Raw genomic sequence first — 13502 nt, 5'->3', positions numbered from 1 at the left:
GACCCCTCTACCTTGTCATGCGCCGGGGTCGAAGCGTCACGTCTCAGATGGGCGGTCCATATAGGAAAAGCAGGTGTTTGGAAACAGGATTGTTTGCGCACACAATCCTGTTTGGATTGGACTTACTGCGTTTGTGCAGCCCGCTGCCGGGTCAGCTTGCCGCGCGGCACTTTGGTGATCCCGAAGGCTTTTCGCGCCGTGACCAGTCGCAGGTCTTCCGGGTCCATTCCCATCGACAGGATCGTGTCGCGATCATATCGTTCGCGGGCGGCGTCCGGGTCGTGCCTGGTGCCGAACAGGCGGTCGATCCAGTTCATGCCGAAGCTAACGTGATAGGTTGCCTGATGGTCTTGGAAGTGATGCGCCAGATGAGTGCGAGTGACCCGTCGCCCGAACCATCCTTTCGGCACGTTCACATGGGCGAGCGTGTGGCAATATTCATAGAATGTGAATGCGCTGACCGATCCGACAAACAAGGCGACATAGGCAGTCAGAACAGCAGGCCCGGCCCCGAGAATGGGCCAGAGGATCAGGCTGTGGGCGACGAAAGAAATCAGCCCGAAGCGCACCGGATACCAGTGATCGCCGCCCGTGAAGAATTCTGGGTCGCCGGGAAATTCATGGTGACCGATATGGCTGCGATACAGATCGTTGAAAACGCCCTGATCGGTCGGCGGTTCACGATGCAGAAGAAAGCGATGCATCGCATATTCGACAAAGAACTGGGCAATGACGCCATAAACCACGGCCAGAAGGAGCCACGGCGTGAACCAATAAATCAGCGCGGCAATGCCAGCAAACCAAAACGGAAACAGCCTGTGCAGGCTGCCCATGTTGACAAGAATTGCAAACGTGGCTTTCATGGTGTCCTCCCTTGATCCTGACAGCATGAGCAATCCAATGCAGGTCGATCAAGCGGGACGCGACGTAAAGACGGTTTTTGCCAAAGGTGCCAAAGAAAAAGGGGCTGCAAAACAGCCCCTTCGTCCGGTTTCTGAAGCAACGCTTAGCGACGCAGGCCAAGGCGTTTGATCAGGTCCTGATACCGGGCCTCATCTTTCGCGCGCGCGTAGTCCAGAAGTTTACGACGCTGAGCAACCATTTTAAGAAGACCACGGCGACCGTGGTTGTCTTTCTTATGGGTTTTGAAGTGCTCGGTCAGGGTCGCGATGCGTGAGGACAGGATTGCAACCTGCACTTCGGGCGAACCTGTGTCACCGTCTTTGGTGCCGAACTCTTTGATCAGGCGGGCTTTTTCTTCAGGCGTAATCGACATCGGGGTCTCCTTCATAGGTTAAGGTTGATGGCGCAGGCCGGGATGTCGTCCAGCAAGGCCCGTGGAGAGGTCTGCCCACAGACGTGAACAGATGGGGGCGTATAGGAAGATTCCGCAGAAAACGCAAAGAAAAAATACCGGGGGTCGTTTGCAGGTCGTTTGCAGATTATTTTTTCATCTCGTCAATGATCTGCTGGGCCCAATCGCCCAGCACCGGGATGAAGTCGATTGAGGCCAGAACATACAGCAGGATCGAGACCAGAAGCGACGCACCCAGCACTGATCCCAGACCGAAGGCAAGGCCGCGATAGAGTTGAAACAGGCCAAGTTTCCACAAGGAATCGTGCAGCTTGATGAAGCGATGATTGTTCATCCGCTCCACCTCGGCGCGCAGCGCACGGACTTCGAATGACAGTGCTTTTTCGCGCTCGGCGAGTTTGCTTCTGACGTTCGCCCGGGTGTCTTCAGGCTTGTTAACCATTTGTTAACCAATCGTTAATTTAAGTTTGTAACTACTATTTTCTATGAGTTTGCGTTCAGAAGGCTACAATCGCAAGCGGTTGTCTGTGCCAACCAGCGTTATGTCGCGAGTTCTACCGTTTCGCGCTTTTTGGAAAGCGAGCTTTTAAATGTTGTTTTCGTTGCTGTTTCTGGGTCTGCTACCGGTCGCCTTAATGGCTGACAGTTTCACCGAAGGCTTCTCGGATGATGAAGAAGAGGATGAAGATGTCGGGCGCGGCACCGAACCTGTGCCGCCTGCGGGACAAGGCGATTTCATCGCGGTCGACGATGGGGATATGTCCGGCGGTGAAAATACACCAGGGGTTTTGTTGCCCAACACCGGCGACCAGGTAATTCCAGGTCAGGATATCGGTGCAGACGATACAGTTCTTGCGCCGAATAACGGCTTGGGCGATGGTGCCACCCCTCATCAAGATGCCACGCTGCTGGATCGTTTGTTGGCGACCGAAACGGATCAGCATTATGGTCGCGAGGATATGGGGCATTTCCTTGATGAGCTGGATGAACTGTCGCTGAACGATGCCGATGATCACGCGGTTTTGCCGGATGATGGTATCGACGGCACTGGCAGGGGAACAATCGACGAATTTCATGGCACCCCAATCCTGAGCAATGATGAAGGGACTGAGGTGCCAGTGGTTGATGGTGGTGCCGGCAACGACACGCTGACATCCGGTGATGATGCTGCCTATCTGTTCGGAAATGATGGCGATGACGTGATTACTTCGGGCGAGGGCGTTTTGGCCGGGTTCGGTGGCAACGGGGACGACACACTGGACGCCGCGAGAAGTCGCGATAGTTTTCTGGATGGAGGGGCAGGCGATGACATGCTGGTCGGGGGGGACGGGGACGATCAACTGTTCGGCGGTGTGCATGAGACGCCTGATGAAGAGCATACCCCCGTAACAGACGACGATATTTTGATCGGCGGTGCGGGTGACGATGCCCTATTTGGCGGGCACGGCGCCGATACACTGACGGGCGGGGAAGGGGATGACATCATCAATCACCTTGGCCACGCGATGGAGCGCGGCGGTGCTGAGCTTCACGACTTCGGTTGGCATATTGATGGCGATCAGGACACGTTGGATGGCGGTTCAGGTGACGATACGCTGATCATGGATCGCAGCGACATCGCCACCGGCGGTGACGGCGAAGATGTGTTCTGGGTCTATTCTGATGCTGACGCAGGACAGAGCCATGCCGAAGTGATGGATTTCGTCCCCGGACAGGATTTCCTGCGCGTGTCGCTGGATCCGACCCAAGATGCCAGGGATTTGGAATATGATGTTCACCCATCGGCAACTGGTGAAGATGGTATAGTGACCGTAAATGGCGAGGTTGTTGCCATCCTTAGGGGTGCACCGGGCGCAACGATGCATGATGTCTATGTTGAAGTCGTACCCAACGTGGTCGGCTGACTTTGACGGATCAAAACCATTTTTGGGGTTGTTGGGCATAGGCGATGTAAAGCGGGTGCTTTGGATGCCCATCCTTCGTCTGACCAAGATGAAAAGCAGGCTGACCGGTCTGGCGCAACAAGGCCTCAACCTGTGCACCACGGTCCAGATGTGCACCATGCGTGCCCCATCCACAGATAATCTGATCTGCCCAAGGACAACTGTCCACGATGGCCGCGTCATTTGCCGGGCCAACCGGGTCTGTTGCTGCACGCATGTTGCGCGGATCGGTGTCGCGCCACGCGAAAATGTTGGTGACGCGAAACGCCCCGAATCCCAACGTGCGTGCCCGCCGTTCGCAGCGTTCGACCGTCGGATCGTTCTGCACCTCGGTTGCGGTGGACGGGTTCAGCATGATGAACAGCGCCTTGCGACCTGCCGGATCCCAAACTCGGGTCAGCAGGTAACGGTATTTCTCGCAGTCTGAATAGACCGCGAAGGACTGGGCATCGCCCTTCTGGAACTCACGCGTAATCATAGACGCGTTTTGAACGTGGCGCGCCTTATTGGCAAGCCCTTGCGCCGCCGCGCGTTTGGTCGTTCACTGGCTGGGCAAAGAAAGGTCACATCATGCTGATAGCCGAGATCATCCGCAAGAAACGCGATGCACGGGTTCTGAGTTCTGACGATATTGCCCAGATGGTGCGCGGCATCTCCAACGGCAGCGCCAGCGACGCGCAGATCGCCGCGTTTGCCATGGCAGTCCTTTTGAACGGGATGGCGCGGGACGAGGCTGCTGCCCTGACCATGGCGATGCGCGACAGCGGGGATGTTTTTAATTGGTCCGACCTGCCGGGGCCTGTTGTGGACAAGCATTCCACCGGGGGGGTTGGCGACAATGTCAGCCTGATGCTTGCACCGATTGTGGCGGCGTGCGGTGCCTATGTGCCGATGATTTCTGGGCGCGGGCTTGGTCATACCGGCGGGACACTGGACAAGATGGAATCGATCCCCGGATATGGCGCAACACCTGATAACACCTTGTTTTCGGAGGTTGTGAATGGGGTTGGCTGCGCCATTATTGGACAGACTGCGCATTTGGCCCCGGCGGACAAGCGGTTTTATGGCATCCGTGACGTGACGGCGACGGTTGAAAGCATCCCGCTGATTACCGCCTCGATCCTGTCAAAGAAGCTGGCGGCTGGGCTTGGTTCGTTGGTGATGGATGTGAAGTTCGGCAATGGTGCCTTCATGTCGGATTTTGACAAGGCCCACGAGCTTGCGGTGTCGATCACCGAGGTTGCCCGCGCCGCTGGATTGCCATGTCATGCGCTTTTGACCGATATGAACCAACCGTTGGCGGATGCGGCAGGGAACGCGGTCGAGGTCATCAATGCAGTTGATTTTCTGACCGGTGCACGGCGAGAGGCCCGGTTGACCGAGGTTGTGATCGGTCTGTGTGGCGAAATGTTGGTAACGGCAGGGGTTGAAACAGATCGCACCCGTGCGCGTGATCTGGCACAAGCGGCGCTTGATGATGGGCGTGCGGCTGAGCGATTTGGCAAGATGGTCGCCGCCCTGGGCGGCCCCTCTGATTTTGTCGAAAACCACGTGACGTACCTGCCGGTTGCGCCCATTCAGCGAGAAGTGCTCGCGCCACGTGCGGGTCATATAAGTGCCATTGCAACGCGCGATGTTGGATTGGCCGTGGTCGAACTGGGCGGTGGGCGCCGCGTGTCCAGCGATACGATCGATCCTGCGGTTGGTTTGACCGGCCTTTTGCCTTTGGGGGTCATGGTCGACAAAGGCGACCCTATTGTCACGGTTCATGCGCGCAGCGAACAAGCTGCGGAAATAGCGCAGGCGCAGATCCTGTCAGCCTATGAGATCGGCGAATGCCCGGATCGGCAGCCGGTCGTGCGCGACATCATCGACTGAAAGCGGACTGCTATTGGTTGAACACCCGTGACGGGTGCAATTCGCCCGCGCGATAGATACCAACGGCAACAGCTTTTCCGTCATGGGACGCCCATGCCTCGTCACCATATTCAACGTCCGAGGTGATCACCATGCCCGGATTGCCGTGGCGCAGGCGGGTTGCTCCTTGGTCGGTTGCTTTCAGTTCGGGCAGGTCTTGCAACCCTTCTTCTAAAGGGTGCAAATAAGCGTCGAGTTCGCCAGTTTTCGCCAGTTTATCGACCAAATCAAGACTAACGCCCTCTTCGACGTCAAACGGGCCGGACCAGATGCGGCGCAATTCGCGGACATGGCCGTGGCAACCCAGCACCTCGCCTAGATCACGCGCGATGGCGCGGACGTAGCCGCCCTTGCCGCAGGTCATTTCGAGCGTGACATTATCGGCGTCTGGACGGTCCAGCATCACTAGTTCTTCGACCCAGAGGGGACGAGCGGCGATGTCCACGTCTTCGCCGTCGCGGGCGAGTTTATAGGCGCGTTCGCCGTCGATTTTCACGGCGGAAAACTTCGGCGGCACCTGCATGATCTTTCCGGTGAACTTGCCCAATGCAGCTTGAATGTCTTCATCGGTGGGGCGCGCGTCGCTCTCGGCGATTACCTCGCCTTCGGTGTCATCCGTGTTGGTCGCCTGACCAAGTCGGACGGTAAACACATAGGCTTTCAGCGCGTCAGTAATGTAGGGCACGGTTTTGGTGGCCTCGCCCAAAGCGACCGCCAAGACGCCGGTGGCTTCGGGGTCCAGCGTGCCTGCATGTCCGGCCTTCTTGGCATCCATTGCCCAGCGCACCTTGTTGACCACGGCGTTCGAGCTGACACCGGCGGGTTTGTCCACGACCAGCCAGCCGTGAATGTCCCGCCCCTTCTTGCGGCGTCCCATCAGGCGTCCTCCGCTCCGTCGTCATCTTTCGTTTTCAGGTCGCGCTGGACGGCTTCCTGTGACAGCAGGCGGTGGGTGTGGTCCATCTGGTCAAAGGTCTCGTCCACCATAAAACGCAGGTCGGGCGTGTGCTTGATCTTCAGCGCTTTGCCCAGAATGCGGCGCAGCTCGCCCTTGTTGCGGGCCAGCGCCTTGATCGCCAGATCGCCATCCTTGCCCCCCAGGGGCAGCGCAAAGACGGTGGCGATGCTAAGGTCCGAGGTCACACGCACCTCGCCAATTGTGATCGACATGCGCCCAAGGTCGGGGTCGTGCACATCACCACGCATCAATGCTTCGGACAGGGTCCGGCGGATCAGTTCGGCGATGCGCAGCTGTCGCTGCGTCGGGCCTGCTGTGTCATTAAATCGGTTCTTTGCCATAGGGGCCATTTATGCCCGATTGCGCGCCTTCGCAACAGGGCTTTGCCAAGATAGGGCAAGCGCGCTAGACAGCGATGAAGCGAAGGAGACAAAGATGAGCGATTTGCCGGGCATTGTTGTGATGGGCGCGTCAGGCCGGATGGGCCAGATGCTGATCCGCGAGATTGGCACGATCAAGGGCGCGCGGTTGGTCGGCGCGTTGGAGCGTTCGGGGCATGATTGGATCGGCAAGGATGTTGGCGTTTGCATGGGCGGTCAAGCGCTGGGCGTCACCGTGTCCGATGACCCGCTGGAGACAATGGCAAAGGCGCAGGCGGTCATTGATTTCACCGCTCCTGCGGCAACGGTTGCCATGGCTGAAATCGCAGCGCAGGCCCGCGCGGTGCACGTGATTGGCACCACGGGTCTGAGCGATGACGATCTGGCGAAACTGGCGCTTGCCGGGCGACATGCGACCATCGTGCGCGCAGGCAATATGAGCCTTGGCGTGAACCTTCTGGTGCAACTGACCCGCAAGGTGGCCGAGGCGCTGGACGAAGATTTCGACATCGAGATTGTCGAGGCGCATCATCATCACAAGGTCGATGCCCCATCAGGCACCGCGTTGATGCTGGGCGAGGCCGCGGCCGAAGGGCGGGGCGTCGATCTGGAAGAGGTTTCAGACCGGGGTCGTGACGGTATGACCGGCGCGCGCAAACGTGGTGACATCGGGTTTCACGCTGTGCGTGGCGGCGATATCGTGGGGGAACATGACGTGATGTTTGCAGCCCCGGGCGAGCGTATTGTGCTGCGCCATGTCGCCACAGACCGCGCCATTTTCGCCCGTGGGGCTGTGAAGGCCGCACTTTGGGGGCAGGGCAAGAAGCCCGGTGAATACGACATGATGGACGTGCTTGGGCTGTAAACCGCTGGGTCTACCCGATCAGAAGTCGATCGCGATGCCCTTCTTTTCCCAATCGCCATAGCGGACCGGTTCGGGGCCGTCGCGGCCTCCGAGTTCGGTCGGGCGAGTTTTGGCCTCTGCCTCTGCCTTCTTGCGGCGTTCCGCGGCTTCGGCCAAGGCACGCTTGGCCGCGGGCGGTAGGTCGCGCTGCTCGGTTTCGGGCTTTGACGGCGTGTCGGGCATGGGCCTGATCCTTGTGGCTTTCTGTGCCATGATATAGGTCGCGCGAAGGTGAAACGCAAAGGGGTGCCGATGGGCAAGGTTGTGGACCCGCGACATATCGCGGTCGATCTTTTGGGGGATGTGCTGGACGAGCATCGTTTGCTGTCCGAAGCATTGCCGAAACGGCTGGCCAAGGTTGCCCCAGAAGACCGCGCGCGCACCCAGCGGTTGACTTTGTTGGCGCTGCGCAACATGGATCGGGCGGATCGCATGTTGGGGCCACATCTGAAAAAGCGCCCTTCCGCACGGGTTCTGAATATTCTGCGGCTGGGTGTGGCCGAGATATGCACGGGCGGGGCTGCGCATGGCATCGTGAACTCGCTTGTGGCTTTGACCCGTGCGAACCGCCAGACGGAACGGCAGTCCGGTTTGGTCAACGCGATTCTGCGTAAGGTCACCGAAGAGACTGCCAAGTGGGATGGTTTGCCGATCCCGCGGCTGCCGAAATGGCTGCGTAAGCCGCTGATTGCCGATTATGGTAAAGCACGGGTCGAAGCGATGGAGGCAGTACAGGTGCTCGCACCTCCACTTGATCTGACCGCGAAGGGAGACGCTGAGGAATTGGCGAAACGGCTGGGCGGAACCTTGTTGCCCACTGGGTCGGTGCGGTTGCAGGATGCCGGGCAGGTGACGGGGCTCGCTGGGTATGATGCCGGTGATTGGTGGGTGCAGGATGCGTCTGCCGCTTTGCCTGCAAAGGTGCTGACGCCAGTGTCCGGGGCGCGGGTGCTGGACATGTGCGCCGCGCCGGGTGGCAAGACCATGCAACTGGCCGCGATGGGTGCGAATGTGACTGCGCTGGATGTGTCCGAGGTTCGGATGAAGCGCGTGGCTGAAAACCTGTCGCGCACCGGGCTGAAGGCCGAACTCGTGGTAGGCGATGCGCTGGAATTCGACGAACCGCAATTTGATTCCATCTTGCTGGATGCGCCTTGCACAGCGACAGGCACGATCCGCAGACATCCCGATTTGCCCCATACCAAGGATGGCAGCGACTTTCCTGGCCTGTTCGAGTTGCAGGAATACATGATTGATCGCGCCATTGGGCTGTTGAAACCCGGCGGGCGGCTGGTGTTTTGCACCTGTAGCCTGCTGATCGACGAAGGCGAAGAGCAGGTGCGCGATGCGCTGGGACGCCATGCGAATGTGCAGCTTGATCTCGACGCTCTGCGCCTTCCAGGCGTTGACGGAAGTTGGATCGGTCCTGAAGGGTTGCGGATTTTTCCGCATTTCAACGCCGATCTTGGCGGGATGGACGGATTTTTCATCACAGCCTTTCGCAAAACCTGACCGACAATGCGGCAATTCACCGATGACTCTCGTCAAGCGGGTCTGTATGCTTTCCCAAAGACCCCCGTCAGAGGGGCGTAAGTTCAACATAGTTGGATGATTGAGGCGAGGCGTCCCCGTGGTGCACCAAGACGGTTTTTCCGGGTTTAGAACCCGTTTTGCGAATCGCTGGCAAGCGAAGCGGGCAGCACGAGCGCGCCCGGCCACCGGGTTCGTGTCGCAACCAGAGCCTCGCACGATTGGCGCGTACGCGCGCGGCAAGCAACTGATCGCTGGCAATTATCTGTTCGCCGGACATCTTGTAAATGCACCCGATGCCGGGTTGTGGGACATCATTCCTCCGAGTCTGGGATTTTCTGAAGAAACGCAAGGTTTTGTCTGGCTGGATGACCTGGCCAGCGTGGGCGACAGCGACGCGCGCAAGCTGGCGCGGACCTGGGTCATGGGCTGGATTGACCAGTTTGGCCGAGGCGATGGCGATGGCTGGACACCGGACCTGACCGGGCGGCGACTGATCCGCTGGATCAACCACGCAATATTCCTGATGGCGGGGATGGATTCGGACCAAAGCCGTGCCTTTTTCCGATCCTTGGGGCAGCAAACGATCTTTTTGGCCCGGCGTTGGGGCGCGGCATCTCCGGGACTGCCGCGGTTCGAGGCGCTGACCGGTCTGATATATGCGGGCCTCGCCCTGGAAGGCATGGAGCGGCATGTGGCCCCCGCGGTCAAAGCCCTTGCGCGGGAATGCGCTGATCAGATCGACGCGGAAGGTGGCATCCCGACCCGTAACCCCGAAGAGCTTCTGGATGTATTCACGCTGCTGAACTGGGCTGCACTGGCGCTATCGGAAAGCGGCCGTCAATCTGCGAAGGCTCACATGGACGCAATCGAACGGATTGCGCCGACCCTTCGCGCCCTTCGCCATGCCGATGGTGGACTGGCGCGGTTTCACGGCGGCGGGCGCGGGCTTGAAGGACGGCTGGATCACGCACTGGCGACATCGGGGGTGCGCGGTCGCGCGGCCTCTGGGCGGTCGATGGGCTATACGCGTGTAAGCGCGGGGCGCACGAGTCTGATCGTCGATACAGCCACCCCGCCCACCGGGCTGGCGTCTGCCAACGCCCATGCCTCGACCCTTGCGCTGGAACTGACCTCGGGTCGGCGCCCCCTGATCGTGAATTGTGGATCGGGCGCGCATTTCGGGGCCGAATGGCACAAGGCGGGCCGCGCCACGCCCTCGCATTCGGTGCTGGGGTTGGCGGGACTGTCTTCATCGCGTCTGGGAGCAGCAAAACATCATGGCGGGGGGGCTAAGGTGTTTCTGACATCAACTCCATCTCAGGTTCACTTGCAGCATTTGACCGAAGGCGCGCTGACCGGCGTGGTGGCGGCGCATGATGGCTATGTCAAAAGCCACGGGCTGACCCATATGCGGCGAATCGAGATGGATCAGGATGGCCGCGGTGTGATGGGCGAAGATACGCTCGCCGCCGTGACAGATGCCGATCAAGCCCGCTTTGATCGCGCGATGGATCAGGTCGCACTTCAGGGCGTTCCGTTCAGCATTCGGTTTCACCTGCATCCGGATGTGGATGCGGCGCTCGACCTGGGCGGCACAGCCGTATCCATGGCGCTGCGGTCTGGCGAAATCTGGGTGTTCCGCTTCGAAGGTCGTGGCGAATTGACGCTGGAAAGCAGCGTTTATCTGGAAAAGACACGTTTGAAGCCACGGAAAACGAAACAAGTGGTTCTATCTGGTGTCGCAATGGACTATGCGACACGCATCCGCTGGACGCTGGCAAAGGCGCAGGAAACCCCATCGGTTTTACGTGACCTTGAACGCGGTGATACGGCGGAGCTGTCAAGTTAAGAGCCAAAGGGGCCAAGAGCCATGACCGACTTTCATCCCGTGCGCCGTGCGCTGATTTCCGTATCTGACAAAACCGGCCTGATTGATCTGGGCACTGCGCTGGAAGCGCGCGGGATTGAAATCCTGTCCACCGGCGGCTCGGCCAAGGCACTGCGCGATGCAGGCGTGGCCGTGAAAGACGTGGCCGATGTCACCGATTTTCCCGAGATGATGGATGGTCGCGTCAAAACCTTGCACCCGATGGTGCATGGCGGCCTTTTGGCCTTGCGTGACAATGAAGAACACGTCGCGGCGATGGAAGAACACGGCATCTGGGCCATCGACCTGTTGGTGGTGAACCTTTACCCGTTCGAAGAAACCGTCGCCAAAGGTGCCGACTATGATACCTGTATCGAAAATATCGACATTGGTGGTCCCGCAATGATCCGCGCTGCTGCCAAGAACCATGCGTTTGTCAATGTGGTGGTGGATGTCGAAGATTACCCCAGGCTGCTAGGCGATCTGGACCAGCACGATGGGTCGACCTGCCCGAAATTCCGCAAGAAGCTGGCTCAGAAAGCTTATGCCCGCACGGCAGCCTATGACGCGGCTGTATCCAATTGGATGGCGCGCGCGCTGGACCTGCAAACCCCATATCGCCGCGCCTTTGCGGGCACATTGAAGCAGACCCTGCGCTACGGCGAGAACAGTCACCAGAAGGCGGCGTTCTATACCGATGGCACGAACCGTCCAGGCGTTGCCACCGCGCAGCAATTGCAGGGCAAGGAGCTCAGCTACAACAACATAAACGACACGGATGCCGCGTTCGAACTGGTGGCAGAATTCGACCCCGCCGACAGCCCTGCCGTAGCGATTATCAAACACGCCAACCCCTGCGGTGTTGCCCAAGGCGCGACTCTGGCTGAGGCGTATCAAAAAGCCTTCGATTGCGACCGCACCTCCGCCTTTGGAGGGATCGTGGCGCTGAATCAGCCGCTGGATGCCGAAACCGCCTTGAAGATCACGGAGATATTCACCGAGGTCGTGATTGCCCCCGGAGCCTCGGACGACGCGCGCAAGATTTTTGCCGGTAAGAAAAATCTGCGTTTGCTTTTGACGGACGGCTTGCCGGACCCTCGCACGCCGTTGACAGCGTATAAACAGGTTTCAGGAGGTCTGCTCGTTCAGGATAAAGATGTGGGATATATCGGGTTGAATGATCTGAAAGTCGTGACCGACAAAGCGCCGACCGAAGATCAACTGCGTGATTTGTTGTTCGCTTGGAAAGTCGGCAAACACGTCAAATCGAATGCCATCGTCTATGTGAAAAGTCTTGCGACCGTCGGTGTGGGTGCCGGTCAGATGAGCCGTCTGGACAGCGCCAATGTTGCCGCCGCCAAGGCGCAACGCATGGCGGACGAGTTGGGCCTGACTGAAAGTCTTGCCAAAGGCTCGGCCGTGGCATCGGATGCGTTCTTCCCCTTCCCCGACGGGTTGCTTGAAGCCGCAGCCGCAGGGGCCACTTGCGTGATCCAGCCAGGCGGTTCGATGCGTGACAACGAGGTGATCGACGCGGCGAACGAAGCCGGTCTTGCCATGGTGTTCACCGGCATGCGCCACTTCCGGCATTGATGTGACCATGCGCGCGTTACTGATAGCTGCCATTCTGGCCTTCGCCGTTGATCAAGGCAGCAAGTCTCACTCTCTTTACATACTTGAACTGGACCGCGTCGGCGTGATCCCGATCTGGCCACCTTATCTGGTGTATCAGATGGCGTGGAACACAGGCGTCAATTTCGGCCTGTTCGGGTCCGACGCCGCGACGATGCGATGGGTGCTTGTGGTGCTCAGCCTGGTGATTTCGATGTGGGTCTTCATATGGGTGCGCAATGAGCGTTTGGGGCGGTGGGCCAACATATCCGCAGGCCTATTGATAGGCGGCGCACTGGGAAATGCGGCGGATCGCATTGTTTACGGTGCCGTCGTGGACTTTCTGAACATGTCCTGCTGCGGCATCCAGAACCCGTTTTCGTTCAACGTGGCGGACATTTTTGTCTTCGCGGGGGCGATTGGCCTGGTTCTCTTCTCATCATCGAAGAAGACCCCGTGACGCGCGTTTCCAGATGGGCTAAGAAGCGATAGGAAACGAGGGTTTTGCGTCACATGCGATTTTCATCCGTCAAACTTTTGACCGCTCTTTGCGCCGGTATTCTTCTGACAGCCTGTTCTGGTGGCGATCCCAAGCTGATGAACATCAAGTCCACGCAGGCCGGACCGGACGAGTTTTCGATCCTGCCGACCAAGCCGTTACAGGAGCCGCCCAGCTATCAGGCGCTGCCTGCCCCGACACCGGGCGGCACGAACGTCACGGACCCCACACCGAACGCAGATGCCGTGGCGGCACTTGGTGGTCAGTTGCGTAATACGGGTCTGCGCGGTGGTGAGGGTGCGCTTGTAACTGCTGCAAGCCGATATGGTGTGTCCGCGAGCATTCGCAGTCAACTGGCCGCAGAAGACCTGAAATGGCGTCAGGAAAACCGCGGCAAGCTGCTTGAGCGGCTGTTTAACGTGAATGTATATTACAGCGCGTATGAGGCGCAGGAACTGAACCAGCACCGCGAACTTGAACGCTTGCGTCGCTTGGGCATCTGGACACCGGCTGCCCCGCCCGACCCGGTGGCGGCACAGTAACTTGGGGCCAGTGCCCCCGTTTTTCTTCATCTG

At 59.1% G+C, this 13502-nt stretch carries 15 protein-coding genes; 8 read left to right on the top strand and 7 right to left on the bottom strand.

Going from position 1 to position 13502, the window contains the following annotated elements; translation table 11 throughout:
• Positions 1-122: 122 nt before the first annotated feature.
• The 3 genes from BMY55_RS00265 to BMY55_RS00255 all read right to left on the bottom strand — a co-directional run bounded on the left by BMY55_RS00265 (position 123) and on the right by BMY55_RS00255 (position 1757).
• Positions 123-863, bottom strand: coding sequence for a sterol desaturase family protein (locus BMY55_RS00265; RefSeq protein ID WP_091427258.1), 741 nt, complete (start codon positions 861-863; stop codon positions 123-125).
• A gap of 143 nt (positions 864-1006) precedes the next feature.
• Complete coding sequence (gene rpsO, locus BMY55_RS00260; protein WP_091431856.1) at positions 1007-1276, bottom strand: 30S ribosomal protein S15; 270 nt, start codon at positions 1274-1276, stop codon at positions 1007-1009.
• Between the two features lie 166 nt (positions 1277-1442).
• Positions 1443-1757, bottom strand: coding sequence for a DUF5665 domain-containing protein (locus tag BMY55_RS00255; RefSeq protein WP_245744606.1), 315 nt, complete (start codon positions 1755-1757; stop codon positions 1443-1445).
• Positions 1758-1905: 148 nt separating this feature from the next.
• Here BMY55_RS00255 and BMY55_RS00250 point away from each other — a divergent pair, with 148 nt between their 5' ends.
• Positions 1906-3219, top strand: coding sequence for a calcium-binding protein (locus BMY55_RS00250; protein WP_091427256.1), 1314 nt, complete (start codon positions 1906-1908; stop codon positions 3217-3219).
• Between the two features lie 10 nt (positions 3220-3229).
• Here BMY55_RS00250 and BMY55_RS00245 read toward each other — a convergent pair whose 3' ends face one another.
• On the bottom strand, positions 3230-3736 hold the full coding sequence (locus BMY55_RS00245; RefSeq protein WP_091427253.1) for a DUF1643 domain-containing protein: 507 nt from the start codon (positions 3734-3736) through the stop codon (positions 3230-3232).
• A 92-nt stretch (positions 3737-3828) separates the two neighbouring features.
• On the opposite strand from BMY55_RS00245, the gene deoA reads away from it, so the two are divergent.
• Positions 3829-5136 carry a thymidine phosphorylase gene (deoA, locus tag BMY55_RS00240; RefSeq protein ID WP_091427251.1) on the top strand — a complete coding sequence of 436 codons (1308 nt, stop codon included), beginning with the start codon at positions 3829-3831 and terminating at the stop codon, positions 5134-5136.
• Between the two features lie 10 nt (positions 5137-5146).
• On the opposite strand, the gene truB is transcribed toward deoA, so the two are convergent.
• Positions 5147-6052 (bottom strand): tRNA pseudouridine(55) synthase TruB, encoded by a 906-nt coding sequence (gene truB, locus BMY55_RS00235; RefSeq protein WP_091427248.1) that lies wholly within the window; start codon positions 6050-6052, stop codon positions 5147-5149.
• The gene (rbfA, locus tag BMY55_RS00230; protein WP_091427247.1) at positions 6052-6474 is read right to left on the bottom strand and encodes a 30S ribosome-binding factor RbfA; all 423 of its coding nucleotides are present in this window, start codon (positions 6472-6474) and stop codon (positions 6052-6054) included. The genes truB and rbfA overlap by 1 nt, the downstream gene beginning before the upstream one ends.
• 94 nt (positions 6475-6568) lie before the next feature.
• Between rbfA and dapB the strand changes: the two genes are divergently transcribed.
• Positions 6569-7378: a 4-hydroxy-tetrahydrodipicolinate reductase gene (dapB, locus tag BMY55_RS00225; protein WP_091431853.1), complete on the top strand. Its 810-nt coding sequence runs from the start codon at positions 6569-6571 to the stop codon at positions 7376-7378.
• Between the two features lie 18 nt (positions 7379-7396).
• On the opposite strand, the gene BMY55_RS00220 is transcribed toward dapB, so the two are convergent.
• Positions 7397-7600 (bottom strand): DUF1674 domain-containing protein, encoded by a 204-nt coding sequence (locus BMY55_RS00220; protein WP_091431852.1) that lies wholly within the window; start codon positions 7598-7600, stop codon positions 7397-7399.
• Between the two features lie 48 nt (positions 7601-7648).
• Here BMY55_RS00220 and BMY55_RS00215 point away from each other — a divergent pair, with 48 nt between their 5' ends.
• From BMY55_RS00215 to BMY55_RS00195, 5 genes are all read left to right on the top strand, one after another.
• Complete coding sequence (locus tag BMY55_RS00215; protein ID WP_322787705.1) at positions 7649-8929, top strand: RsmB/NOP family class I SAM-dependent RNA methyltransferase; 1281 nt, start codon at positions 7649-7651, stop codon at positions 8927-8929.
• 121 nt (positions 8930-9050) lie between these two features.
• Positions 9051-10799, top strand: a complete 1749-nt coding sequence (locus tag BMY55_RS00210; RefSeq protein ID WP_177179256.1) for a heparinase II/III family protein — start codon at positions 9051-9053, stop codon at positions 10797-10799.
• A 21-nt stretch (positions 10800-10820) separates the two neighbouring features.
• On the top strand, positions 10821-12410 hold the full coding sequence (gene purH, locus BMY55_RS00205; RefSeq protein ID WP_091427243.1) for a bifunctional phosphoribosylaminoimidazolecarboxamide formyltransferase/IMP cyclohydrolase: 1590 nt from the start codon (positions 10821-10823) through the stop codon (positions 12408-12410).
• A 7-nt stretch (positions 12411-12417) separates the two neighbouring features.
• Positions 12418-12888: a signal peptidase II gene (gene lspA, locus BMY55_RS00200; RefSeq protein ID WP_091427242.1), complete on the top strand. Its 471-nt coding sequence runs from the start codon at positions 12418-12420 to the stop codon at positions 12886-12888.
• A 53-nt stretch (positions 12889-12941) separates the two neighbouring features.
• Entirely contained in the window at positions 12942-13469 is a 528-nt protein-coding gene (locus tag BMY55_RS00195; protein ID WP_091427240.1) for a DUF3035 domain-containing protein, read from the top strand.
• Positions 13470-13502 lie beyond the last annotated feature (33 nt).

It is taken from the genome of Aliiroseovarius sediminilitoris, from assembly GCF_900109955.1.
Taxonomy (GTDB): Bacteria; Pseudomonadota; Alphaproteobacteria; order Rhodobacterales; family Rhodobacteraceae; genus Aliiroseovarius; species Aliiroseovarius sediminilitoris.
This window is presented reverse-complemented; position numbering and strand designations above follow the sequence as displayed.

Bases quoted from the DNA above. Each gene is read 5' to 3' on its own strand.
- BMY55_RS00265 (WP_091427258.1), bottom strand. From the start codon at position 863: ATGAAAGCCACGTTTGCAATTCTTGTCAACATGGGCAGCCTGCACAGG.
- rpsO (WP_091431856.1), bottom strand. From the start codon at position 1,276: ATGTCGATTACGCCTGAAGAAAAAGCCCGCCTGATCAAAGAGTTCGGC.
- BMY55_RS00255 (WP_245744606.1), bottom strand. From the start codon at position 1,757: ATGGTTAACAAGCCTGAAGACACCCGGGCGAACGTCAGAAGCAAACTC.
- BMY55_RS00250 (WP_091427256.1), top strand. From the start codon at position 1,906: ATGTTGTTTTCGTTGCTGTTTCTGGGTCTGCTACCGGTCGCCTTAATG.
- BMY55_RS00245 (WP_091427253.1), bottom strand. From the start codon at position 3,736: ATGATTACGCGTGAGTTCCAGAAGGGCGATGCCCAGTCCTTCGCGGTC.
- deoA (WP_091427251.1), top strand. From the start codon at position 3,829: ATGCTGATAGCCGAGATCATCCGCAAGAAACGCGATGCACGGGTTCTG.
- truB (WP_091427248.1), bottom strand. From the start codon at position 6,052: ATGGGACGCCGCAAGAAGGGGCGGGACATTCACGGCTGGCTGGTCGTG.
- rbfA (WP_091427247.1), bottom strand. From the start codon at position 6,474: ATGGCAAAGAACCGATTTAATGACACAGCAGGCCCGACGCAGCGACAG.
- dapB (WP_091431853.1), top strand. From the start codon at position 6,569: ATGAGCGATTTGCCGGGCATTGTTGTGATGGGCGCGTCAGGCCGGATG.
- BMY55_RS00220 (WP_091431852.1), bottom strand. From the start codon at position 7,600: ATGCCCGACACGCCGTCAAAGCCCGAAACCGAGCAGCGCGACCTACCG.
- purH (WP_091427243.1), top strand. From the start codon at position 10,821: ATGACCGACTTTCATCCCGTGCGCCGTGCGCTGATTTCCGTATCTGAC.
- lspA (WP_091427242.1), top strand. From the start codon at position 12,418: ATGCGCGCGTTACTGATAGCTGCCATTCTGGCCTTCGCCGTTGATCAA.
- BMY55_RS00195 (WP_091427240.1), top strand. From the start codon at position 12,942: ATGCGATTTTCATCCGTCAAACTTTTGACCGCTCTTTGCGCCGGTATT.